At 72.3% G+C, this 23547-nt stretch carries 22 protein-coding genes and 1 tRNA gene; 14 read left to right on the top strand and 9 right to left on the bottom strand.

Features of this window, described 5'->3' with window-relative positions; translation table 11 throughout:
• Positions 1 to 93: 93 nt before the first annotated feature.
• Entirely contained in the window at positions 94 to 1083 is a 990-nt protein-coding gene (locus tag KDL28_RS32120) for an AAA family ATPase (protein WP_252444581.1), read from the bottom strand.
• Positions 1080 to 1391 carry a hypothetical protein gene (locus KDL28_RS32115; protein ID WP_252444579.1) on the bottom strand — a complete coding sequence of 104 codons (312 nt, stop codon included), beginning with the start codon at positions 1389 to 1391 and terminating at the stop codon, positions 1080 to 1082. Before KDL28_RS32115 ends, KDL28_RS32120 begins: the two co-directional genes overlap by 4 nt.
• Positions 1392 to 1770: 379 nt before the next feature.
• Between KDL28_RS32115 and KDL28_RS32110 the strand changes: the two genes are divergently transcribed.
• The gene (locus tag KDL28_RS32110) at positions 1771 to 2250 is read left to right on the top strand and encodes a hypothetical protein (RefSeq protein ID WP_252444577.1); all 480 of its coding nucleotides are present in this window, start codon (positions 1771 to 1773) and stop codon (positions 2248 to 2250) included.
• Positions 2251 to 3467: 1217 nt separating this feature from the next.
• Here the strand turns inward: KDL28_RS32110 and KDL28_RS32105 are convergent.
• Both KDL28_RS32105 and KDL28_RS32100 read right to left on the bottom strand, forming a co-directional pair.
• Positions 3468 to 3542: transfer RNA gene (locus KDL28_RS32105), tRNA-Ile, on the bottom strand.
• 121 nt (positions 3543 to 3663) lie between these two features.
• Positions 3664 to 5142: a glutamate-cysteine ligase family protein gene (locus KDL28_RS32100; protein ID WP_252444575.1), complete on the bottom strand. Its 1479-nt coding sequence runs from the start codon at positions 5140 to 5142 to the stop codon at positions 3664 to 3666.
• A 112-nt stretch (positions 5143 to 5254) separates the two neighbouring features.
• Here KDL28_RS32100 and KDL28_RS32095 point away from each other — a divergent pair, with 112 nt between their 5' ends.
• The 5 genes from KDL28_RS32095 to KDL28_RS32075 are packed head-to-tail and all read left to right on the top strand — an operon-like array spanning position 5255 to position 10118.
• On the top strand, positions 5255 to 6094 hold the full coding sequence (locus KDL28_RS32095; protein ID WP_252444572.1) for a S1C family serine protease: 840 nt from the start codon (positions 5255 to 5257) through the stop codon (positions 6092 to 6094).
• Positions 6095 to 6125: 31 nt separating this feature from the next.
• Positions 6126 to 7151 (top strand): AAA family ATPase, encoded by a 1026-nt coding sequence (locus tag KDL28_RS32090; RefSeq protein ID WP_252444571.1) that lies wholly within the window; start codon positions 6126 to 6128, stop codon positions 7149 to 7151.
• Entirely contained in the window at positions 7148 to 8053 is a 906-nt protein-coding gene (locus KDL28_RS32085) for a DUF58 domain-containing protein (RefSeq protein ID WP_252444569.1), read from the top strand. Before KDL28_RS32090 ends, KDL28_RS32085 begins: the two co-directional genes overlap by 4 nt.
• Positions 8050 to 9033: a vWA domain-containing protein gene (locus tag KDL28_RS32080; protein ID WP_252444567.1), complete on the top strand. Its 984-nt coding sequence runs from the start codon at positions 8050 to 8052 to the stop codon at positions 9031 to 9033. Before KDL28_RS32085 ends, KDL28_RS32080 begins: the two co-directional genes overlap by 4 nt.
• A 2-nt stretch (positions 9034 to 9035) precedes the next feature.
• The gene (locus KDL28_RS32075) at positions 9036 to 10118 is read left to right on the top strand and encodes a VWA domain-containing protein (protein ID WP_252444566.1); all 1083 of its coding nucleotides are present in this window, start codon (positions 9036 to 9038) and stop codon (positions 10116 to 10118) included.
• 6 nt (positions 10119 to 10124) lie between these two features.
• On the opposite strand, the gene KDL28_RS32070 is transcribed toward KDL28_RS32075, so the two are convergent.
• A complete protein-coding gene (locus tag KDL28_RS32070) occupies positions 10125 to 10817 on the bottom strand; it encodes an EcsC family protein (protein ID WP_252444564.1) in 693 nt (230 codons plus the stop codon).
• A 182-nt stretch (positions 10818 to 10999) separates the two neighbouring features.
• Here KDL28_RS32070 and KDL28_RS41770 point away from each other — a divergent pair, with 182 nt between their 5' ends.
• Genes KDL28_RS41770 through KDL28_RS32055 form a run of 3 tightly spaced genes read left to right on the top strand, consistent with a single transcriptional unit; the run spans position 11000 to position 13093 of the window.
• Positions 11000 to 11623, top strand: coding sequence for a TetR family transcriptional regulator (locus tag KDL28_RS41770; protein WP_252444562.1), 624 nt, complete (start codon positions 11000 to 11002; stop codon positions 11621 to 11623).
• Entirely contained in the window at positions 11620 to 11820 is a 201-nt protein-coding gene (locus KDL28_RS41765) for a ferredoxin (protein ID WP_252444560.1), read from the top strand. The genes KDL28_RS41770 and KDL28_RS41765 overlap by 4 nt, the downstream gene beginning before the upstream one ends.
• A gap of 1 nt (position 11821) precedes the next feature.
• On the top strand, positions 11822 to 13093 hold the full coding sequence (locus KDL28_RS32055) for a cytochrome P450 (RefSeq protein ID WP_252444558.1): 1272 nt from the start codon (positions 11822 to 11824) through the stop codon (positions 13091 to 13093).
• 59 nt (positions 13094 to 13152) lie between these two features.
• Here KDL28_RS32055 and KDL28_RS32050 read toward each other — a convergent pair whose 3' ends face one another.
• Complete coding sequence (locus KDL28_RS32050) at positions 13153 to 14148, bottom strand: DoxX family membrane protein (protein ID WP_252444556.1); 996 nt, start codon at positions 14146 to 14148, stop codon at positions 13153 to 13155.
• 98 nt (positions 14149 to 14246) lie between these two features.
• On the opposite strand from KDL28_RS32050, the gene KDL28_RS32045 reads away from it, so the two are divergent.
• The 3 genes from KDL28_RS32045 to KDL28_RS32035 are packed head-to-tail and all read left to right on the top strand — an operon-like array spanning position 14247 to position 17467.
• The gene (locus KDL28_RS32045) at positions 14247 to 15224 is read left to right on the top strand and encodes an ROK family protein (RefSeq protein WP_252444554.1); all 978 of its coding nucleotides are present in this window, start codon (positions 14247 to 14249) and stop codon (positions 15222 to 15224) included.
• An 18-nt stretch (positions 15225 to 15242) separates the two neighbouring features.
• On the top strand, positions 15243 to 16931 hold the full coding sequence (locus KDL28_RS32040; RefSeq protein ID WP_252444552.1) for an alkaline phosphatase D family protein: 1689 nt from the start codon (positions 15243 to 15245) through the stop codon (positions 16929 to 16931).
• Positions 16928 to 17467 (top strand): GNAT family N-acetyltransferase, encoded by a 540-nt coding sequence (locus tag KDL28_RS32035; protein WP_252444550.1) that lies wholly within the window; start codon positions 16928 to 16930, stop codon positions 17465 to 17467. Before KDL28_RS32040 ends, KDL28_RS32035 begins: the two co-directional genes overlap by 4 nt.
• Positions 17468 to 17618: 151 nt before the next feature.
• Here KDL28_RS32035 and KDL28_RS32030 read toward each other — a convergent pair whose 3' ends face one another.
• On the bottom strand, positions 17619 to 18356 hold the full coding sequence (locus KDL28_RS32030) for a maleylpyruvate isomerase family mycothiol-dependent enzyme (protein ID WP_252444548.1): 738 nt from the start codon (positions 18354 to 18356) through the stop codon (positions 17619 to 17621).
• A gap of 116 nt (positions 18357 to 18472) precedes the next feature.
• Between KDL28_RS32030 and KDL28_RS32025 the strand changes: the two genes are divergently transcribed.
• Both KDL28_RS32025 and icmF read left to right on the top strand, forming a co-directional pair.
• Positions 18473 to 18730, top strand: coding sequence for a hypothetical protein (locus KDL28_RS32025; RefSeq protein ID WP_252444546.1), 258 nt, complete (start codon positions 18473 to 18475; stop codon positions 18728 to 18730).
• A gap of 184 nt (positions 18731 to 18914) precedes the next feature.
• Positions 18915 to 22148: a fused isobutyryl-CoA mutase/GTPase IcmF gene (gene icmF / locus KDL28_RS32020; protein WP_252444613.1), complete on the top strand. Its 3234-nt coding sequence runs from the start codon at positions 18915 to 18917 to the stop codon at positions 22146 to 22148.
• Between the two features lie 43 nt (positions 22149 to 22191).
• Here the strand turns inward: icmF and KDL28_RS32015 are convergent, their stop codons facing one another.
• Positions 22192 to 22881, bottom strand: coding sequence for a GNAT family N-acetyltransferase (locus tag KDL28_RS32015; RefSeq protein WP_252444544.1), 690 nt, complete (start codon positions 22879 to 22881; stop codon positions 22192 to 22194).
• A gap of 52 nt (positions 22882 to 22933) precedes the next feature.
• A complete protein-coding gene (locus KDL28_RS32010) occupies positions 22934 to 23518 on the bottom strand; it encodes a DUF6529 family protein (protein WP_252444542.1) in 585 nt (194 codons plus the stop codon).
• Positions 23519 to 23547: the final 29 nt, after the last annotated feature.

Genomic DNA, 23547 nt, shown 5'->3' with positions numbered 1-23547 from the left:
CTCGCCCTCTCCGCAGCGGAGCGGAGAGAACGTTCATCGGGGGTAGGAGGTGAGGCACGAACCTCCGTAGGGGGGCATCACTGCATCACTGCATCAGCGCCTCACCCAGACGCCGTGAGCGTCCTTCCTGACGAGACCTGACAGGTCCCGCCTAGAGAGCGACGACTGGTAAGTGCCTGCCGACCCGCCGAACTTGTCAGCCAGGAGACCGGCAACGTCGCGCTGCGACGAGCCAGCCGGAGCGTTCTCGACGATCCAGTCCGCCATCTCTTCCACCTCCGCCAGCTTGGACGAATCGCGATCGCGCTTTTTGGCTTCGCCGGCCGACTTCAGCGTATCGGCTGACTTCTCGTCGATCACCTCAAACCTAGCTCCGGCACCGTGCTTGACGGTGATCTCGTGCGACTCGGCATAGTTTCCGCTGAAAGTCAACGTCAGGTTGCCCTTGCGGGACCGCTTGACGAAACAGCGCCAGCGCACTGACTGGGAGATGGCCGAGTTGCCCATCGGCTTGTCCGACTTCCACCCCGAGTCTCCGGACTTGTCCGACGAGTGTCCGACGATCACAACCGGAATCCCTGACCGCGTGAACAGTCGGACGCCGTCGAAGAAGTCTCGGACCGGCTCGTCATGGTTGATCGAGCCGTTCAGTGCCTGTGTGAGATTGTCGATCACAACCAGAGTATTCCCGTTCGATATTACCTCCTCGTACAGCGCCTGCCAGTCATCGTGGCAACGCATCGCTGGAAGCATGTAGTAGTCGACCGGCGGTTGAACCTCTTCCGGCAGTACGCCTCGAATCTGACTCGCGTAGTCGCCTGCTCCACCGTCATCGGTCCAACAGACCGCGACCGATAGTTCTCGGTCCTGCGGAACCGACCGGCCGAGGTAGTCGTCTCCCGATACGAGCGCCGCGATCATCGCGGACATCAGAAACGACTTGCCTACCTTCGCTTCCCCGTAGACCAGAGTGCTGGTCGCACTTATCAAACCGTCGACCAGCCACGTCTCGCGAGCGTCCGCCTCCATAAGCGCTTCCTTGTGTGTGAGCCTGTTGAATCGGCTCGCTACTGCGGTTGTCATGTTGCCACCTCGAATAGTTCGCACTTGCAAGCGTGGACCACCAACGGTCCAGGGCAGTCCTCCCAGATCGAATAGACCAGCAAGTCGGCTCCGCCGAACATCATGTCCGGATCCTCGGCTCGTTCGACCGATCCGAGCGTGTTGCAATGCGCGGCCAGGAACTCTCGCACCGGCCGGTACATCTCGTCCGTCTCTCGGAGCAGCAGGGACGAATAGACCGTCATCGCGTGGAATCCATCAGCCAGAACGGACACGACGGCGTACAGCCAGTGCGGCACTCCAGTGACCTCTCGGGTATTCGTGTTCATCGTGATCTCCTCTCGGTGTTGTCTCTGGAGTTCCGTTGTTCGCGGCGGCGCGCTGTCCTCGGTCGTCACCACTCCCGGCAGGGATCGACTTAGATGCGATCCCCTGACTGAGGCCGGTAGATCCCGCTGGGCGCTGAGCGCCGTCCCGGCGGGCTGGTTGTTCGACTCTGAGACAGAGCGCACGGATTGGTCTCGGTGCCGCGTCACCTGTTCGGTTAGCCGGGCCGCTACGCCCGGTCGGGGCCACCGGCCCGCCGAGCGGTCCGTTCCTGGTCCCCCTGCCCGGCAGGACCGAGCTACAGTAGAACTGTAGCACGACAGTGCGACGGTCTTCGGTCGGGTCCGTCGTGCGACGCTGCGATGGTGCTAACCTGCGGCGATGGCGGTAGAGCACGAGACGATCAGCAGCCCGTACGAGGTGGTCCTCGGCCGCGACAGTGGCCGGCTGGTCGAAGTGACGATCCGGGCCGTCGGCGACGCCGAGCTGACGCTCTCGACCCTGAACAGCGCGTTCCGGACCGTGGCTGAGCCTCTGCGACGTCAGGAGTTCGAGCAGCGCCGTCAGCAGCGCCGCGAACAGACCGGCGCCCTGGCCGCGCTCAGCACCGCATGGGAGGAGTCCGGCGGGGAGATCAGCGACAGGTACCTGGCTCGACTGGCCGTGGCCTACGAGGAGGTCTCAGCGCTCCCCGGTCGGGCTATCACGGACACGCTCGCCGACGCGATCGGCCGGCCCGCCGCGACGGTCAAGGGGCACGTTCAACGGGCACGGAAAGCAGGCTTTCTGACGCCGACCGGCATGGGCCGTGGCGGCGGTGAGGCGACAGGGAAGGCGCGAGAGCTCCTGCACAGCGGCTGACGACCGACCCGACCGCCCTGGCGGCCTACCTGGTCCCCGAGAAGTAGTACCGAGCTAGACCCGAGCCCCCTCTCCGGAGGGGGCTTTTCGTCGTTGTAGGCGCGTGTAGGGCGGACGCTGCCCGACCTGCACCCGCCCCGAACCCCTACAACCAGGGTTGGGACTTCGCCCACGAGCCCCCGACCTGCAAGTACAGCCGAAGATGATCTGCCAGGGTTGTGGATATCCCAGGTCAGGGGGCTGCGGGGCCCGTGATTCTGTCGGCGGCCGGTGTCTAGCTTTCCCCCGAGCAGTGCCAAGAAGGCACTCGAACTGGGAGGTAGAGGGATGACGCCCGAGCTGTGGGTGACCCTGGTTGTGGGAATAGCTGGCCCGGCCGGCGTCGTACTGGCGGCGTGGATCAACCGTCGGCGCCCTGAGCCGCCCGCTCGCGATGGAGATGTGCCTGTCACGGGGCAGGAGTAGCCCCGGTAGCCGGCGAAATCGGAGGAGGTTCGAGTGTCGGGTCTGAAGTGGCCGTCGGCTTGCGCGCCTTGATCATGGCTGCGACGACTGCCGACAATCCGGCCCCGCCTAGTGCAGTCGCGACCACCGGCCCCGCCGTCATTGCCACGATGACTCCTCCGGCGACGATCAACACCAGCCACAGAGTGATCCAGAACGGCGCGTGTCGCCCCTTGAAGATGGAGAAGACGAGGCGGCCCACCCACGGGTCCGTGGGCTCAGCGTGAGGGTGGTCGCACGTGCACACCCGTCTAGTGTGCCGCAGGCAGAGGCGACGCAATGGTATGATACCACGCGCCGACAACTCTCCGAGTTGCGCCTACGGCGAGGACACCACAACACACGCCCGTTTGTCCACCGAACCCGGCGTTCAGGTTGCTTCGCAAGAGCGGGGGATCGAGAAAGCCCTGGTCGCGTTGATCAACGTTACTCAACTGCAACATTAACGGGGGCAGTGTGATTGTCGTCACAGCGTCCGATCGATCTCTTGGAGCCCGTCAGGCAGCGACACTAACCAGGCTTTCGACTCGGCGGTAGCGATGCACTCGGGTTCTTCGTACCCACCTAAGCCGAGGGCGGTAGCTCAGCTGGTCAGACAAGCCGAGACTGGCCGGAGGCGGGAGCGGCGGTGCGGACGATCCGTCAGGCTGTGCCGGTGCGGTGATCACGAGCCGGCTTGGCCGGAGGGCGTTTCCCCTGGTAGAGTAGTTGTGTGGGGCGGGTGGGGTTCGAACCCACGACCTGACGGATTATGAGTCCGCTGCTCTGACCAGCTGAGCTACCGCCCCCGACCCGTCTCGCGGGCCACTCGCCCCCGTGGCGCAAGCAACCACCGGGACGAGCGCGGCCAGGCTACCCGTCTCGGCGGCTCACCCCACCGCTGACGTGCCGCTGCCGACCGGCGGTCGCTCACGCTTCGATCGGCCAGGTGTGCACGGGTTCGTTGGCGTGCATGTGGTCGGCGTAGCGCAGCGCCATCCGGCGCAGCGCGCCGACGCGGTTGCCGCCGGCGCGCTGCATCGCGCGGACCGTCTCGACCTGCCAGTGGGCGCCGTTCCGGCCGGTGATGCAGCGGGCTTCGATGATGCCGAGGAGGCGGTCGCGGACGGCGGTGTCGACGCCGAAGCGGGCCAGGCCCTCGTGGGCGAGCGGGAGGAGGTGGCGCAGGACCAGCTCGGTGGCCGGTACCTCGCCGGCACCCGGCCAGAAGACGCGGGCGTCGATGCCGTGCCGGGCGCCGTTGTGGAAGTTCTCCTCGGCGGCGGCGAAGGACAGCCTGCTCCACACCGGGCGGTCGCCTTCGGCGAGCACCCGCACCAGGCCGTACCAGAACGCGGCGTTGGCGAGGGTGTCGGCGACGGTGGGGCCGGCGGGGAGGACGCGGTTCTCGACGCGCAGGTGCGGGATGCCGTCGACGACGTCGTAGACCGGCCGGTTCCAGCGGTAGACCGTGCCGTTGTGCAGCCGGAGCTCGGCCAGCGAGGGGGTGTCGCCCGCGTCCAGGACGGCGACGGGGTCCTCGTCGTCGACGATGGGCAGCAGGGCCGGGAAGTAGCGGACGTTCTCCTCGAACAGGTCGAAGATCGAGGTGATCCAGCGCTCGCCGAACCAGACCCGCGGCCGCACGCCCTGCTCCTTGAGCTCGTCGGAGCGGGTGTCGGTGGCCTGCTCGAACAGCGCGATGCGCGTCTCGCGCCACAGCTCCTTGCCGAACAGGTAGGGCGAGTTCGCGCCGACCGCCAGCTGGACGCCCGCCACGGCCTGGGCGGCGTTCCAGTGCGCCGGGAACGCGTCCGGGCCGACCTGCAGGTGGAACTGCACGCTGGTGCACGCCGCCTCGGGGGCGATCGAGTCGGCGCTGGTGCGCAGCCGCTCGGGGCCGTCGACGGCGAGCTGGAGGTCCTCCCCGCGGGCGGCGAAGACCTGCTCGTTCAGCAGCCGGTAGCGCGGGTTGGCGGTGAGCGCGTCGCTGCGCAGGTGGCTCGTGGTGAGCGTGGGCAGGATGCCGATCGTCATCATCCGAGCGCCGACCCCGGTGGCCGCGTCGTGCGCCGCGTTCAGGTCACGGCGCACCCGCTCCTCCAGCTCGACCAGCGCCGACCCGGCCAGCGGCACCGGCGGCACGTTGATCTCGACGTTGAACTGGCCCAGCTCGGTCTGGAAGTCGGGGTTGGCGATGGCGTCGAGCACCTCGAGGTTGCGCATGGCCGGGTCGCCGGTGCCGTCGACGAGGTTCAGCTCGATCTCCAGGCCCACCAGCTGCTGGGAGCCGTCGAAGCGCGCCTCGCGCAGCATCCGCTCGAAGACGTCCAGGCAGCGCCGGACCTTCTGCCGGTACCGCGTGCGGTCCGCGCGCGTGAACGACCGCGCCGCGACCTCCTCGCCCATGGATCACAGAGTGGCACGGCGCGGAGCTCCCGGCCGGTCCGGGCGCCGCCGAACCCGCCACAATCGTCCGTTCCACCTGGCATTTCCCCCACCCACGCGTACCGTTATGAAAATGCGACCTACCGAGACGGTGACGTCGCCCGGTGGGTCGGAGGTGGCACCCGCCGACCGACCTCGACGCCGGCGGGCGCTGCTCGTCGGCGCCGCGGCCCTCGTCGTGCTGGTCGCCGTCGCGCTGTGGCTGTTCCTGCCCGCCGGGACGCCGCCGCTCACCCGCGCCGACGTCGACCAGGCCGTGCAGCGCGGCGTCGAGCAGGCCCAGGAGGTCGAGCGGAACGCACCCCCGGATGCGACGGTCGCGTTCCAGGCGATCGCGCCCTCCCTGGTCACGGTGACCGCGCAGCTGCCGGGGGCGGCGCTCAGCGACGGCGGGCTCGGCAGCGGGGTCGTCATCAACGGCGACGGGTCGGTCCTCACGGCCCTGCACGTCGTGGAGGGGGCCGGGCAGGTGCAGGTGGCGTTCGCCGACGGCACCACCGCGGCCGCGCGGGTCGTCGCCGCGCAGCCCGCCGAGGACATCGCCGTGCTGGCCGTCGACCGGCTGCCCGAGATGGTCGTGCCCGCCGTGCTGGCGGGGCCGCCCACCGTCGGGGAGGCGGTGTTCGCGGTGGGCAACCCGCTGGGGCTCACCGCCAGCCTGAGCGCCGGGGTGGTGTCGGGCGCGGAGCGCAGCATCTCCACCGACCGCGGGACGACGATCGACGGGCTCATCCAGTTCGACGCGGCGGTCAACCCGGGCAACAGCGGCGGCCCGCTGCTCAACTCGGCCGGGCAGGTCGTCGGCATCGTGACCGCCCTGGCCAACCCCGCCCACCAGGACTTCTTCGTCGGGATCGGGTTCGCCGTGCCGATCGCCACCGCAGGCGGCGCGGCAGGCGGACCGCAGCAGTAGCCGCCACCAGCAGCGACGAACCGGGAGACCCATGGACGACTCCGCGCACGACACCGCCCGCACCGAGCCCGCCCAGCTCCCCCTGGAACCGACGCTGTACCAGGTCAAGAAGACCATCGTCGGGCAGGACGAGCTGCTGGAGCGGATGCTCGTGGCGCTGCTGGCGCGGGGGCACCTGCTGGTCGAGGGCGTGCCGGGGCTGGCGAAGACCATGGCCATCAAGGCGCTCGCCGGGGCGGTCGGCGGCGGCTTCCAGCGCATCCAGTTCACCTCCGACCTGGTCCCGGCCGACGTCGTGGGCACCCGGATCTACAACCAGCGCGAGGGCGACTTCCAGGTCTCGCTCGGGCCCGTCTTCACGAACCTGCTGCTCGCCGACGAGATCAACCGGGCGCCGGCCAAGGTGCAGAGCGCGCTGCTGGAGGTGATGCAGGAGCGGCAGGTGACGATCGGGCGGGACAGCTTCCCGGCGCCCGACCCGTTCCTGGTGATGGCCACCCAGAACCCGATCGAGTCCGAGGGCACCTACCCGCTGCCGGAGGCGCAGCTCGACCGGTTCATGTTCAAGGTCCTGGTCGGCTACCCCAGCGCCACGCAGGAGTACGTGGTGGTCGAGCGGATGATCTCCGCGGCGCAGCCGCCCGCGCCGGTCATGGACACCGCGACCCTGCTCGGTCTGCAGCGGGCCGCGGACGCCGTCTACGTCGACCCGGAGATCATCTCCTACGCGGTGCGGCTGAGCACCGGGACGCGGGACCTCGCCGCGGCCGGTCACGCCGAGCTGGCCCGGTACGTGACGTTCGGGGCCAGCCCGCGGGCGTCGATCAACATGGTGCTGGGGGCCAAGGCGCTGGCGTTCATCCGCGGCCGCGACTACGCCCTGCCCTCCGACGTCCGCGAACTCGCCCGCGACGTGCTGCGGCACCGGGTCGTGCTGTCCTACGAGGCCCTCGCCGACGACGTCTCCCCCGACGACCTGCTCGACCCGCTGATCTCGTCGGTCCCGCTGCCCGACGTCGACCCGTCCGTGCGCGCGCCCGCCACCCGCGCGCGATGAGCGCCGCGTCGGGCGCCGGTGCGGCGCTGACCCCGCAGCGGGTGCTGCGCAGGCTCGAGTGGCGGGTGCTGCGCAGGCTGGAGGGCCGCCTGCAGGGCGACTACCGCACGGCGTTCCGCGGCACCGGCGTCGACGTGACCGACCTGCGCGAGTACCGCTTCGGCGACGACCTGCGCCACATCGACTGGAACGTCACCGCCCGCACCGACGTGACGCACGTGCGCGAGTACCTGGAGGACCGCGACGTCACGGTCTGGCTGGTGCTGGACGGCTCCGCGTCGATGGACTTCGGGCCCGTCGAGCGCCGCAAGCACGTGGTGCTCGCCGAGATCGCGGCGGCCCTCGCGCAGCTGCTGATCAACGGCGGCAACCGGGTCGGCGCGCTGCTGTTCGACGCGGGCGTGCGGGAGACGATCCCGCCGGGGCACGGCCGCACCCAGGTGCTGCGGATCCTGTCGCGGCTGCTGCGGCCGCGGCCGGAGGGCGGCCGCGCGGGCACCGACCTCGCCGCGGCGCTGCGCTCGGCGCTGGGGATCATCCGGCGGCGCTCGCTGGTCGTGATCGTCTCGGACTTCCTCGGCGAGCCGGGCTGGCAGGGGCCGCTGGGCCGGCTGGCGCACCGCCACGACGTGGTGGCCGTGCAGGTGGTCGACCGCCGCGAGTTCGAGCTGCCGGCGGCCGGGATGATCTACGTCGAGGACGCCGAGACCGGCGAGGTCATCTTCGTCGACACCGACGACACCGGGTTCCGGGAGCGGCTGCGCGCCGCCGCCGACGACCGCCAGGCCGCGCTGGTCGCCGACCTGCGCTCGGCCGGGCTCGAGCTGTTCACCGTCTCCACCGACGAGGACCTGGTGCGCGCGCTGGTCCGCATCGTCGGGCTGCGGGGGCGGGGACGATGAGCCTGGCCTGGCCGTGGATGCTGCTCGGCCTGCTGGCCGTGCCGCCCGCGGTGCTCTGGTACCGGCGCCTGGTGCGGGCGCGCGCGGCCCGGCGCGCCGAGCTGGCCGCGCTCGGGCTGGTGGCGCCCGCGGCGCTCGCGACGGGCCGCCGCAGGCACGTGCCGCCCGCGCTGCTGCTGGTCGCGATGGTCCTGCTGGTGACGGCGCTGGCCCGGCCGGAGGCCACCGTGCCGCAACCGCGCCGGGAGGGCACCGTGATCCTCGCCTTCGACGTCTCGGCCAGCATGGCCGCCACCGACGTCGCACCGACGCGGATGGAGGGAGCCAAGGCCGCCGCGCGCGAGTTCGTGCTCCGCCAGCCCGAGTCCGTGCTGATGGGCGTCGTCGCCTTCGGCGGGACCGGCCTGGTCACCCAGGAGGTCACCGCCGACCGGGCGGGGGTGCTCGCCGCGATCGACCGGCTGAGCCCGCAGGGCGGCACCGGCCTGGCCCGCGGCCTGCAGACGGCGCTGAGCGCGATCGTGGGCCGGCCCGTCGAGGTCGACACCTCCTCCGGTGGCGCCGAGCCGCGCGGCGCCGACCTGGGCTACCACGGGTCGGCGGCGATCGTGCTGATCTCCGACGGGGAGAACACCGACGACCTGGACCCCGTCGCGATGGCCGACATCGCCTCCGGCGCGGGCGTGCGCGTCTACCCGGTCGGGCTCGGCAGCCCGGCCGGGACCGTGCTGCAGATCGACGGCTTCCAGGTGGCGACGGCGCTCGACGAGCCGACGCTGCGCGAGATCGCCGCGCACACCGACGGCGAGTACTTCGCCGCCCCCGACGAGCAGTCGCTGGCGGCGGTGTCCGACTCGGTCGTGGCGTGGACCGTGCGCACCGACCGCGTCGAGGTGACCGGCCTGGTCGCCGCCGCGGCGGCGCTGCTGGTGCTGATCGGCGTCGGGCTGTCGCTCACCTGGTACGGCAGGGCGGTGTGACGATGGGGTTCCAGTGGCCGCTCGCCCTGCTCGCGCTGCTCGTCGTGCCCGCGCTGGCCGGCGCCTACGTCTGGCAGCTGCGCAGGCGCCGTCGCCGGGCCGTGCGCTACTCCAGCGTCGCGCTGATCCGGGCGGCTGCCCCGCGCCGGGCGGCGTGGAAGCGGCACGCGCCGATCGCCCTGCTGCTGGGCGCGCTGGCCCTGCTCGGGCTCGCCGCGGCGCGCCCGCAGGTCCGCGCGGACGTGCCGGTCTCCCGGTCGGCGATCATCCTGGCGCTGGACGTGTCGGGCTCGATGTGCTCGACCGACGTCGAGCCCAACCGGCTCTCGGCCGCGCAGGCCGCGGTGCGCGAGTTCGTGCAGGCCCAGGACGCCACCACCAGCATCGGGCTCGTGCTGTTCTCCGGGTTCGCCCAGGTCGCCGTGGCCCCCACGACCGAGCGCGAGCCCCTGACCCGGGCCATCGACTCGTTGACCACCGGGCGCGGCACGACCATCGGCGCCGCGATCCTCAAGTCCGTCGACGCGATCGCCGAGATCAACCCCGCGGTCGAGCCCGCCGACCCGACCGCCGCGCTGGGCAACGACGACGCCGAGGCCCCCGGCCCGGCCCGCCCGCCGGTGCGCGCGGAGGGCGACTTCGCGCCCGAGATCGTCGTGCTGCTCACCGACGGCGCCAACACCAGCGGCATCGAGCCGGTGGAGGCGGCCCAGATGGCGGGCGAGCGCGGGGTGCGGGTCTACCCGATCGGCTTCGGCACCCGGGACCCGGCGTCGATGGTCTGCACCCCGGCCCAGGCCGCCGGGCAGGGCACCAGCGGGTGGGGCTCGGCGGGCGGCCCGGGTGGGCGCAGCTTCCTGGTGGCCGACGAGCCGACGCTGCGCGAGGTCGCCGAGGTGACCGGCGGCGAGTACTTCGCCGCCGCCGACGCCGACCGGCTCCAGGAGGTGCTGCGCGACCTGCCGCGCACGGTCGCCATCCAGCAGCGCGAGGTGGAGGTCAGCGTCGGGCTGGTGGGGCTGGCGGTCCTGCTGGTGGGGGCGGGGGTGTGGGCGGCGGCGCGGTGGACGGCGTTCCCGAGCTGAGCGGGCTCAGCCCGTCGGCCCGGCCGGCTCCACCTGGACGACCTCCGTGCGCGCCGCCAACCGCGGCACCCGCGGCGGGAAGGTGCGGGTGGCGTAGCCGGCGATGGTCTTGGCGCTGACGCCGTCCACCGCGGCGCCGATCGGCCCGCCCACCAGCGGGACCAGCTTGGCCAGGTTGACCACGCCCTGCTCCCCCGCCCTGGCCACCAGCCGGAGGCCGATCCGCTTGTTGATCTCGGTGAGCAGGGCGGCCGGGAGGCGGTCGAGCGCGGCGGCGACCGACTGGCGGCCGATCTCGACGCCGGCCTTCTTCAGCGTGCTCGCACCCGCGCTGCCCAGCAGCGTCACCAGGACGGCGCTGCGGACCTCCTCGGTGTCGATGTCGTAGCCGCGCAGGTGGGCGACGCCGGCCGACATCCGCGTGGCCACGATGTAGAGCCCGGCCATGGCGGCGGGCACGGTGACCGGGAGGGTGGCGACGCCGCCCAGGCCGGTGACGAACCCGGAGACGGCGGCCAGCCGGACGTGCGTGGCGATCAGCCGTTGGATGGCCTGCTCGCGATCGCCGCCTGCGGCGAGGAGGTGCTCCTCGGCGACCTCGACGGCGGGCTCCAGCGGGCCGCCGCCACCGATCCCCAGCTGCACGACGCGGGCGATGAGCCGCTCGCCCATCGCGACCAGAGCGTTCTCGTCCGCCATCGGTCCAGTTTCGCAGGCCGCCCGCCCCGACGCTGGTCACCGCCACCGCGATCAGGAAGCCACGATGCTGCCCGCTGAGGGCGGCATCGTGGCTTTCCTGAACCTCCCTCCCGGGTGCCGCTCGGCGCAGAGTGTGACCGAACCCTTGCGCTCATCAAATGAACGGTTCTTTGATATGCGACGTGGGTCGCATCGCCGGGGTCACGGCAGCCGAGACGCGGGAGCGCCTGTTGCGCGCGGCCGCCGACGTGTTCGCCCGACGCGGCTACGACGGCACCCGCGTCGCCGACATCGCCGCCGAGGCCGGCGTCAGCAACGGCGCCCTCTACGCGCACTTCGACTCCAAGGCCGAGCTGATGGTGGCGGCGCTGCGCACCCACGGGCGCCAGCTGATGGCCGAGCTGTTCGACGCCGACCCCGGCCAGCCGATCACCGGGCTGCTGCTGGAGGTGGGGCGCAAGCTGCCCCGCCGCCGCGACGCCCGCGGATACCTCGTCGTGGAGGCGCTCGTCTCGGCCCGCCGCGACGAGGACGTGGCCCGCCCGATGCGCGACTACACCGGCGAGAAGGCCGACTGGCTGGCCGAGCTGGTGCGCATCGGGCAGGCGGGCGGCGAGCTCGACCCGGGCCTGTCGCCCACCGCGCTCGCCCACTTCTGCCTGCTGCTCGGCATGGGCAGCGCACTGGTCACCCCCGACCTGCACGGCGTGGACGACGACGAGTGGGCGGCGCTGCTCGCCCGCGTGGTCGCCGCGCTGGCCCCGAACGACGCCGCCCCCACCACACAGACGGGAGAACCGCAGTGAAGGTGCAGCTCGACTCCGCGACCTGCCAAGGGCACGGCCGCTGCTACGACCTGGCCCCGGACCTCTTCGGCGAGGACGAGGAGGGCTACGGGACCGTCCTGGGCACCGGTGAGGTCCTGCCCGGCGCGGAGCAGCACGCCCGCCTGGCCGCGGCCAACTGCCCGGAGCGCGCGATCAACGTCCTCGAGGAGGAGTGACATGACCGTCGACGACCGGTTCGGCACGGACTTCGAGGAGCAGCGCCGGCAGCGGCTGGGCACGGCGCGCGGCGAACGCCGCCACGGCCCGGTCACGGACTGGGCCACGGACTTCTCGCACGTCGAACCCGAGTGGTACCAGGACCCGTACCCCATCCAGGACGACCTGCGGCAGCGCTGCCCCATCGCGCACACCGAGCGGTTCGGCGGGGCGTGGCTGCCCACCCGCTACGAGGACGTGGCCGCGGTCGCCTACGACACCGACAAGTTCTCCTCGCGGGCGATCATCATGAACGACATGCGGCCCCCGCTGGACATCGCCCCGGTCGGCGCCGCCCCTCCGATCTCGTCGGACCCGCCGTTCCACCACAGCGCCCGCAAGCTGCTGCTGCCCGCGTTCACCAAGACGGCGGTGGGCAAGCTCGAGCCGGGGACCAGGGCGTTCTGCCACGAGCTGATCGACTCCTTCGCCGGGCGCGAGGTGATCGACGCCGCCCGCGACTACGCCTCGCACATCCCGATGCGGGTCATCGGCGACATGCTCGGCTTCCCGCCGGAGGACCGGGCCCGCTTCGGCGAGTTCGTCGAGGGCGTGCTGGAGGGCATCGGCGACGAGCCGGAGGTGCGGCTGGCCCGCGGCAAGAAGCTCAACGACTACCTGCTCGCGCAGATCCAGGACCACCTCGCGAACCCGCGCGACGACCTGACGACCTACCTGCTCAACGTGGAGATGGGCGGCCACAAGCTCGACCCGTTCCACGTCGCCGGCACGATGACGCTGCTGCTCATCGCCGGCATCGACACGACGTGGAGCGCCATCGGGGCCTCGCTGTGGCACCTGGCGAAGACCCCGGCCGACCGCGAGCGGCTGGTCGCCGAGCCCGGCCTGCTGCCGACGGCGATGGAGGAGTTCCTGCGCGCCTACGCGCCGGTCACCATGGCCCGGCTGGTCCGCGAGGACATGCACTGGCAGGGCGTGGACATGAAGGCCGACGACTGGATCCTGCTGTCGTTCCCGGCCGCCAACCGCGACCCGGCCCAGTTCGACCGCGCCGACGAGGTCGTGATCGACCGCGAGGTCAACCGGCACGCGGCCTTCGGCCTGGGCATCCACCGCTGCGTCGGCTCGCACCTGGCCCGGATGGAGCTGCGGGTGGCGCTGGAGGTGTGGCTGCAGCGCATCCCGGAGTTCACCCTCGCCGACCCGTCGGCGGTCGCCTGGGCGCCGGGGCAGGTCCGCGGCCCGCGCGCGCTGCCGCTGCGCATCGCCTGACGCACGACGGCGCCCCCGCCCGGGTCGGGCAGGGGCGCCGTCGCGTGGTGGGGACGCCCTCAGCTGGTGAGCGCGGCGACCCGCTTGCGGGCGTCCTTGGCCGCGCCCTCGGCCTGGTGGGCGATCTCGCTGCTCACCGCGGACGCGCGGGAGGCGACGTCGTGGCCCAGCTTGCTGGCCTGGGTGGAGATCTGCTCGACCACCGACGGCCCCTTCTTCTCCAGCTCGGCCCGCCTGCGCCCGGCCGCCTTCTGCAGCTCGGCCTGCTTGCGCCCGGCCGCCGTCTGCAGCTCGGCGCTGCGCTTCATGGCCCGCTTCTGCAGCTTGGTGCCGCGCTTCTCGGCCTTCTTGCGGGCCTTCGCGGCGCGCTTGGACCACTCCTTGGTCAGGTCCGACGCGCGCGAGGACACGGCCGCGCTCGGGGCGAGCCCGGCCAGCCCCGCGGCCAGGCCGGCCACGGTGCCGCCGGTGTCGCGGCCGGAGCCGGACAGCTTGCCGCCGACGTCCTTGGCGGTGCCGGAGAGCGTGCCGGCGACGTCCTGGGCGACCCCGGTGACCCGGTCGGTGGCCCCGGAGATCGTCCCGGACAGCGCCTCGGCCTGGGCGGCGGCCGCGGTGGCGGCCAGCTTCGCGGCCCGCCGGCCGCGCCAGCCCAGCGACGGCTTGCCCTCGGTGTCGGCCGCGGCGATCAGCAGGCCGCCGAGCAGGCCGAGGTTCTTCAGGAACTGCACCGTCTGCTCCTGCTTGGCCTGCTCGTCGGTCTCCTCCCAGAACCGGTGGCCGGCGACGGTGGTCGGGACCAGGGAGGCGGCCAGCGCGGTGGCGGCCAGCCGCGGGAACCTGCCCAGGGCCAGCATGGAGCCTGCCGCGATCTTGACCGCGGCGTCGATCTTGATCAGGGTCTCGTCCGGGGGGCGCTCGTCGATCGGAGCGGCCTCCACGGCCTTGTCGACGACCGGGGCGACGGCGTCCAGCACCGGCTTCGCCGCCTCGGCGTGGGCCTCCGGAGCGCGCAGCGCCTGGACGCCGCCGTAGATGAACAACGCGGACACCATCGGTCTCGCGACACGTCGAAGGAGCATGCCCAGCGTTACCCCGCCTCTCCTGACCACAAACGCTGTATCGATCAACTCGTCGGTGCCATGATTCGCGGGTGACCACCCCGAAGCTGGCCATCGGACTCGACATCGGCGGAACGAAGATCGCGGGGGCCGTGGTCGACGACGACGGCGGGGTGCTCGCCGAGCTGGTCGAGCCCACCCCGGAGGAGTCCGACGCCGCCGCCGTCTGCGCGGTCCTGCTCGACCTCATCGAGCGGTTCCGCGCCGAGCACGAGGTCCACTCGATCGGCGTCGGCGCGGCCGGGATCGTCGAGTGGCCGGCCGGTCGGATGCTCTGGGCGCCCAACAACTCCTACCGCGACTGGCCGATCCGCGAGCAACTGGAGAAGCTCACCGGCCTGCCCGTCGTCGCCGACAACGACGCCAACGTCGCCGCCTACGCCGAGGCCCGGCTGGGCCACCGCGACTCCGGCAACGACCGGGAGGCCCCCTACGCGAACATGGCGCTGGTGACGGTGGGCACCGGGATCGGCGGCGGCCTGGTGCTGGACGGGCGGATCTACCGCGGCCCGACCGGGCTGGCCGCCGAGCTCGGACACATGGTCCTCAACCCCGACGGCCCCGAGTGCGGCTGCGGCAACCACGGCTGCTTCGAGGCCTACGCCTCGGGCACGGCGCTCACCCGGATGGGCCGCGAGGCCGCGTCCGACGACCCGGACGGGCTCATCGCCCGGCTCGGCGCCGAGCAGGGCGAGGTCACCGGGCACACCGTCGTCACCGCGGTGCAGCAGGGCGATCCGACGGGCCGGGCCCTCTTCGCCCGGCTCGGGCGCTGGCTCGGCGTCGGCATCGCGTCGCTGGCCAACATCTTCGAGGTGCAGGCCGTCGTCGTCGGCGGTGGGCTGGTGGAGACCGGCGAGCTGCTGCTGGAGCCGGCCAGGGTGGCCGCGCGCGAGTACGCCTTCGCGCCCACCGCGCGCGGCGTGACCCCGGTCGTCCCCGCGACGTTCGGCGGCGACGCCGGCAAGATCGGCGCCGCGCTGCTCGCGCTGGAGCACGCGCAGCCGTAGCTCAGTACTGTCTGTGGCGTGTCACTCGTCCTGGGACCAGTCCTGCGCCACGTCGGCGAGACCACGGCCACCGTCTGGGTGCAGACCGACGCCCCGGCCACGGTCCGGGTGCTCGGCTGCGAGGCGCGCACGTTCCAGGTGCAGGAGAGCCACTACGCGCTGGTGCCGGTCACCGGGCTGACCCCGGGCACCGACACCCCGTACGAGGTGCACGTCGACGGCGAGAAGATGTGGCCGCCGGAGGCCACGCCCTTCCCGCCGAGCCTGATCCGCAGCCGGGGCCCGCGCACCGACGCCAACATCCGGATCATCTTCGGGTCCTGCCGCTACGCCAAGGTCTCCGACCCGAAGCTGGCCGCCGAGCTGGGCATCGACGCGCTCGACGCGTACGCCGTGCGGATGCGCGACCTGCCGCCCGACCAGTGGCCCGACGCGCTGCTGCTGCTCGGCGACCAGGTCTACGCCGACGAGCTGACCCCGCAGAACCGGCGCCGGATCGCCGGGCGCCGCGACCGCGACTCCGACTGGCCCGACGACGAGATCGTCGGCTACGGCGAGTACACCGGCCTCTACCGCGACTCCTGGTCCGACCCGGAGATCCGGTGGATCATGTCCACCGTCCCCACCGGGATGATCTTCGACGACCACGACGTCCGCGACGACTGGAACACCTCGACGGCCTGGCGCGCCGAGATGCGCGAGAAGCCGTGGTGGCGCGAGCGCATCCGCTCCGGCCTCGCCTCCTACTGGGTCTACCAGCACATCGGCAACCTCTCGCCGCAGGAGATGGCCGCCGATCCGGACTACCGCAAGGTCGTCGCCCACGACGGCGACGCGTGGCCGCTGCTGGTCGACATGGCCGATCGCGCCGACGCCGAGGCCGACGGCGGCAAGGGCTACCGGTTCAGCTTCCGCTGGGACCTCGGGCGCAGCCGGTTCATCATGATCGACTCGCGGAACGGCCGCGTCCTGGAGGACGGCCAGCACCTGATGCTCGGCGACACCGAGTTCGACTGGATCGAGGAGCAGGTCGCCGCGGAGGGCGAGGTCGACCACCTCGTGCTGGGCACGTCGGTGCCGTGGTTGCTGCCGCATGCGATCGGGGAGCTGGAGACGGTCAACGAGATCGCCGCCGCCCGCCCGGGCTGGCGGGGGCGGCTGGGCGAGACCATCCGCCAGGCCGCCGACCTGGAGCACTGGTCGGCGTTCCGGGAGTCCTTCGACCGGCTCACCGCGATGATCGGCAGGGCCGCCGGCAGCGGTGTGGCCACGGTGTCGGTGCTCTCCGGCGACGTGCACCACAGCTACGCCGCGCGCGCCCACCTGCACCCGGAGCGCGACGGCGGCCACCACGCCCCCATCCACCAGCTCACCTGCTCACCGGTGCACAACAAGATGGACTGGTACATCCGGCCGGGGTTCCGGTTCGCCTGGTCGCGGTGGGCGCGGTGGGCGACCGAGAAGTGGGCGCTGCGCGTCGGCGCCCCGCCCAATCCGGTCGCCTGGCAGCGCGTCGTGGGCCCGTTCTTCGGCAACACGATCGCCACCCTGGAGATCTGCGGCCGCGAGGCCGAGGTCGTCTTCGAGCAGCCGACCTCGGCGTCCACGCTGGCCGAGCGGGCCCGCCTGGGGCTGGCCGAGCCCGCGCATCTCGACCCGCAGGACGCGCGCGACCGCGCCGAGGCCCAGGCCGAGGGGGCCTCGTGAACAGCCCGGTGAACGGCCCGGTGGGCAGCAGGCGGGACACCCCCTCGGCGATCGCCGGGCAGACCGTCGTGCTCCGCCCGACCGAGGCCGCGCACGTCCCGGTCTTCCTGGAGATCCTGGGCCACCCGGAGATCGCCAAGTGGTGGGGCGGCTACGACCTCGAACGCGTGCGCCGGGAGCTGCTCGGGCCGCACGGCTTCGCGATCGAGCTGGCCGGCGAGACGGTCGGCCTGATCATCTACCGCGAGGAGCCCGACCCCGACCACCGCCACGCCGCGATGGACCTGGCGCTGCACCCCGACCACCACAGCCAGGGCCTGGGCTGCGACGCCATGCGCGCGATGGCCCGCTTCCTGTTCGAGGGGCGCGGGCACCACCGCGTGGTGGTCGACCCGGGCGCCGCGAACGAGCGGGCCATCCGCAGCTGCGGACGGGCCGGCTTCCAGCGGGTCGGCGTCATGCGCCGCTACGAGCGCTCCGCCGACGGCACCTGGAACGACGCCGTGCTGATGGAGCTGCTGCGCGAGGAGTTCTAGCTTCCGGATGGCCGGATCGGCGTCCGCACAGAGGCAGCGCGCTCCTCGCAGAGGCCACAGCACGTGCGAGGAGCACGGAGAGCCTGCGAGGACGGACCCGAACGTTCATGGCCGCCGCATCAGCCGGGGATCCGGGCGGCGAGACGGTCGGTCAGAAGCCCGTGTGCTCCAGGAAGCCCGTCCAGACCGCCCGGTCGCCGAGCACCTCCAGGCGGTCGTCGTCGGCGGCGATCCGGTGGGCCGCGGCGAGCAGCAGGTCGGCCGCGCGGCCGCGGACGGCCGCGGTGGCCTTGGCGTGGCCGTGCTCCCAGCTGAAGTTCCCGTCCCCGCCGCGCAGGAGCCACTCCCCCACCGCACCCAGGTCGGGGTCGGTGGCGTGCAGGTGCAGGGTGACGCCGGCCAGGGCGCCGGGGGTGTGGTCGGGGCGCAGGGCCAGCACGTCGAGCATCTCGGAGAGACCGTCGGCGGCGAGCTCGGGCTCGATCTCGTAGGGGGCGCCGACGGCGAGTGCGGCGTCGGCGCGGTGGACGGTGGACTCGTGCAGCCGCCTGCGCACCCACCACTGCGCGGGACGCGGGCCGAGGAACGTCCAGACCTGCTTGTCCGGGGCGGCGGCCACGTTGTCGATCAGGAGTCGGGCCCCGTCGCGGAGCCAGGCCCCGGCGTCGGCCGGGTCCTGCGGGGCGCGGCCGTCGGGGACGTCGCGGAACTGGACCGGCTCGCCACCGGCCACGATCGCCGCCGCCCAGCGGTCGCCGCGCCCCACGTGCGCGACGAGTTGGCGCAGCGTCCAGCCGGGACACGTCGACACGGGGGTCGCCGGATCTGAGACGCGGATCACATCGGCGAGCAACCGACCCTGCTCGACCAGGGCACCCGCGAAGTCCACTCGGGCACCTTAACGGCCCCTTACGGGCCGAGTGTGGGGGTGGACGCATGACGTTCATCCGGACCGGGTAGGAATCCGCCATGGCTCGCGGCGCGCAGAACAAGAAGGAATGGTCCGTGTCCGGCCCTCTCCGGGCCCTGCTGTGGTGGCCGGGGGTCGCCTTCGTCCTGGTCCTGGTCGATCCGGACAACATCGCCTGGAGCATCGCCACCGCCGGCGCGGTGCTGGTCGCGCTGGGTTTCCTGGTCCCGATCGCCCTGCGCAAGCTGCGCCCGGTGGCCGTCGTCGTGGCGACCCGGATCAACCAGGAGGCGCCCACGATGGAGATCGACATGCCGACCATGGAGATCCCCCCGGTCGAGAAGGCCGCCTGAGCCTGCGTCTGCCGGACCGGCCGACGCCCGGGCCTGCCCGGCGTCGGCTTCGTCACGTGCCGGATCAGTTGAACGTCCGATACTAGGATGTCAAACTAAATCTGGCCGTCGCCCCGAACGTCCGCCTGCCCGGTGACGGCGCGCCGCCCGCGCCCGGCGAGAGGACTGCGACATGGTCGAGCACATGTCCCTGCACGTGCCCACCCACCCCGTGCGGTTCGTGACCGCGGCCAGCCTGTTCGACGGGCACGACGCCGCGATCAACATCATGCGCCGCATCCTGCAGCGGCAGGGCGCCGAGGTGATCCACCTCGGGCACAACCGCTCCGTCGACGAGGTCGTCGACGCCGCCATCCAGGAGGACGCCCAGGGCGTCGCGGTCAGCTCCTACCAGGGCGGGCACATCGAGTACTTCACCTACCTGGTCGAGCTGCTGCGCGAGCGCGGCGCCGGCCACGTCCGGGTCTACGGCGGCGGGGGCGGCGTGATCGTCCCGCGGGAGATCGAGCTGCTGCACTCGCGCGGCGTCGCGCGGATCTTCTCCCCGGAGGACGGCCAGCGCCTCGGGCTGCCCGGGATGATCAACATCATGGTCCGGGAGTGCGACGTCGACCTGGCCGACGCTCCCCCGGCCTCGTTCGACGGGCTGTTCGCCGGCGAGCCCGCCGTGCTCGCCCGCACCCTGACCCTCGCCGAGGCCGGCCGCCTGCCCGCCGACCTCGACCTGACCCCGCGCCGCCGGGTCCCGGTACTGGGCATCACCGGCACCGGCGGCTCCGGCAAGTCCTCGCTGACCGACGAGCTCGTCCGGCGGTTCCGGCTCGACCAGGAGGACAAGCTGCGGATCGCGGTGCTCGCCGTCGACCCGACGCGCCGCCGCGGCGGTGGCGCGCTGCTCGGCGACCGCATCCGGATGAACGCCATCGGCGATCCCGCCGGCGGCGCCGCCGGGCCGGTCTTCTTCCGCTCGATGGCCACCCGCGGCAGCGAGGGCTCGCTGCCCGAGAACCTGGCCGACGCGATCAGGGTGCTGCGCGCCGCCGCCTTCGACCTGGTGATCGTGGAGACCCCGGGCATCGGCCAGGGCGACGCCGGGATCACCGGGTTCGTCGACCGCTCGCTGTACGTGATGACACCGGAGTTCGGCGCCGCCTCGCAGCTCGAGAAGATCGACATGCTCGACTTCGCCGACGTCGTGGCGATCAACAAGTTCGAGCGCCGCGGCGCCGAGGACGCCCGCCGCGACGTGGGGCGCCAGCTGGTCCGCAACCGCGACGCCTTCGGCTCCTCCTGGGAGGAGATGCCGGTCTTCGGCACCAGCGCGGCCACCTTCAACGACGAGGGCGTCACCGCCCTCTACCAGTACCTGTGCACGCTGCTGGCCGAGGAGGGGCTCGCCCTCGGCGAGGGCAGACTGCCGCGCACCGACCGCAGGACCTCCGCCGAGCACGCGGCGCCGGTGCCCGCCCAGCGGGCGCGCTACCTCTCCGAGATCGCCGAGGCCGTCCGCGGCTACCACGCCGCCACCGAGGAGCACGTGGCCGCCGCGCGCCGCCGCCAGCACCTGCGCACGGCCCTGGCGGCCGTGCAGGAGGCGGGCGCCGAGACCACCGGGCTGGCCGGCGTGCTGGAGGACGCGGAGAAGGCGCTGCCCGCGGAGTCCGCCGAGCTGATCGACACCTGGCCCGCCGTCGTCGAGGACTACTCGGGCGACGAGATGGTCGTCAAGGTCCGCGACAAGGAGCTGCGCACGCAGCTCACCCGCACCACCCTGTCGGGCAACCAGGTGCGCCGGGTGGCGCTGCCCCGCTTCACCGAGGACGCCGACCTGCTGCGCTTCCTGCGCGCGGAGAACATGCCCGGGAAGTTCCCGTTCACCGCCGGGGTGTTCGCGTTCAAGCGCGAGGGCGAGGACCCGGCCCGCATGTTCGCCGGCGAGGGCGACGCGTTCCGCACCAACCGCCGCTTCAAGCTGCTCTCCGCCGACTCCGACGCCAAGCGCCTGTCGACGGCCTTCGACTCGGTCACCCTCTACGGCCGCGACCCCGGCACCCGCCCGGACGTCTACGGCAAGATCGGCACGTCCGGCGTCTCGATCGCGACGCTGGAGGACCTGAAGGTCCTCTACAGCGGCTTCGACCTGACCTCGCCCAGCACGTCCGTGTCGATGACGATCAACGGTCCGGCCCCGACGATCCTGGCCTACTTCCTCAACACCGCCATCGACCAGCAGGTCGACAAGTTCCGCACCGAGCACGACCGCGAGCCCACGGCACAGGAGCACGCCGAGCTGGAGGCGTTCGCGCTGGCCAACGTCCGGGGCACGGTGCAGGCCGACATCCTCAAGGAGGACCAGGGCCAGAACACCTGCATCTTCTCCACCGAGTTCAGCCTGCGGATGATGGCCGACATCCAGGAGTGGTTCATCCAGCGCAAGGTGCGCAACTTCTACTCGGTCTCGATCTCGGGCTACCACATCGCCGAGGCCGGCGCGAACCCCATCAGCCAGCTCGCCTTCACCCTGGCCAACGGCTTCACCTTCGTGGAGAGCTACCTGGCCCGCGGCATGGACGTCGACGACTTCGCGCCCCACCTGTCGTTCTTCTTCTCCAACGGGATGGACGCCGAGTACACCGTGATCGGCCGGGTGGCCCGGCGGATATGGGCGATCGCCATGCGCGATCGCTACGGGGCCAACGAGCGGTCGCAGAAGCTCAAGTACCACGTGCAGACCTCCGGTCGGTCGCTGCACGCGCAGGAGATGAACTTCAACGACATCCGCACCACCCTGCAGGCCCTCTGCGCGCTCTACGACAACGCGAACTCCCTGCACACCAACGCCTACGACGAGGCCGTCACCACCCCGACCGAGGAGTCGGTGCGCCGGGCGATGGCCATCCAGCTGATCATCAACCGCGAGTGGGGCCTGTCGATGAACGAGAACCCGCTGCAGGGTTCGTTCGTCGTCGAGGAGCTCACCGACCTGGTCGAGCAGGCGGTGCTCGCCGAGTTCGACCGCCTCTCCGAACGCGGCGGCGTGCTCGGCGCCATGGAGACCGGCTACCAGCGCGGCCGCATCCAGGACGAGTCGATGCTCTACGAGCACCGCAAGCACGACGGAACGCTGCCCCTGATCGGCGTGAACACGTTCCTGGCCCCGCACTCCGACGAGCCGCCCACCGAGATCGAGCTGGCCCGGGCCACCGAGGCGGAGAAGCAGAGCCAGCTCGACCGGCTCGCCGACTTCCACGCCCGCCACCGCGACGACGCCCCGGCCGCGATCCGCAGGCTGCAGGACGTCGCCACCCGCGGCGGCAACGTCTTCGCCGAGCTGATGAGCGCGGCTCGGGTGTGCAGCCTGGGTCAACTCACCGAGGCGTTCTTCGAGGTCGGCGGGCAGTACCGGCGCAGCATGTAGTCGTGGGCGCTTTCCCGGTCAGGACCGTGAAGGCACTCACGACCTACTCGGGGGCGCGCAGGGCGGAGAAGACGACCTCGCGCCGCAGGGTGAACCCGAGCCGCTCGTAGAGCCGGACCGCGCCGGTGTTGACCGCGGCCACGTGCAGGAACGGGACGTCGCCGCGGGCCCGGACACCGGCCGCGACCGCCCGGACCAACCGGCCGGCCAGGCCCTTGCCGCGGTGGTCGGGGTCGGTGCAGACCGCGCTGATCTCGGTCCAGCCCGGCGGGCGCATCCGCTGCCCGGCCATCGCGATCAGCGCCCCGCCCAGCCGGATGCCCAGGTAGCCGCCCATGAGGTGGGTCCCGCTGCGGAACGGGCCGGGACGGGTGCGGGCGACGAGGTCGAGCATCTCGGGGACGTCGTCCGCGCCCAGCGCGACGGCCTCGTCGTCGGGCTGGGCGTCCACGCCGGAGCCCTCGAACTGCAGGCCCGGGATCCGTTCGACGAGGCGCCAGCCCGCCCCTGGGGCCGGCTCCGCGCCGGACAGCACGACCACGCCGCCGGGCCCGGCCAGCGCGGACAGGTCGGCCCACGCCGCCGGATCGGTCGTCCCCGGCCCGCCCGCCTGCGCGGCGAACGGCGCGACCTCCGGCCGGTAGCGCGCCGCGGCGCCGCGGACCTCGGCGAGCTCGCGGTGCGGGCCGGTGAGGGCGGACCACAGCGGGCTGTCCAGTGGATGACCGGTCACCTCCGGCCCAACCGGCGCCGTGGCGAGAACCTTCCCCGGCCCACGTCCCCCGCTAGAAGACGAACCCCGAGGTCCCGAAGAACCACAGCGACGAGGTCAGCCACAGCCCCGTCAGCCCGGTGAACACCAGCCCGCCCACCACCGGCAGCGCCCAGCCCGGCGCCTGCCGGGCGCCGACGACGATCATCTTGGTGGCGAACGCGCCGTAGAAGAAGCAGCCCAGGATCGAGTGCGCCAGCACCCGGGGCTCGTAGTCGGCGAAGCCGAGCGCGTACAGGCAGTGCACCGCGACCGGCACCGTGACCAGCACCGCCACCCGGCCCGACCAGCGGTGCAGGCCGCCGATCCAGGACGGCGCGCGGCGAACGCCGGGGAACCGGCCGTACATGACCATGGCCGAGACCAGCTGCACGATCGCCAGCAGGAACGCCAGGCTGGCCAGCCACGCCTTGGCCGCGAGCCCGCTGGAGAAACCGGCGATGTTGATCGCGGAGCCGGTCGGCTCGTGCAGCCGCCCGTAGACGCCCAGCCCGACCGACACGGCGATGCCGACGGCCGTGGCCACCAGCAGCATCGCGGTGCCCGACGAGCCGCGGACGACGCGGATCGGCTCGGTGACCGGATCGCTGTAGCTCATCGTTCTCCCTCGCTGCGCTCGGTCGACGC

It is taken from the genome of Pseudonocardia humida (genome assembly GCF_023898865.1).
Lineage (GTDB): Bacteria > Actinomycetota > Actinomycetes > Mycobacteriales > Pseudonocardiaceae > Pseudonocardia > Pseudonocardia humida.
The sequence above is the reverse complement of the archived record's forward strand: the minus strand, read 5'-3'. Positions and strand labels throughout refer to the sequence as shown.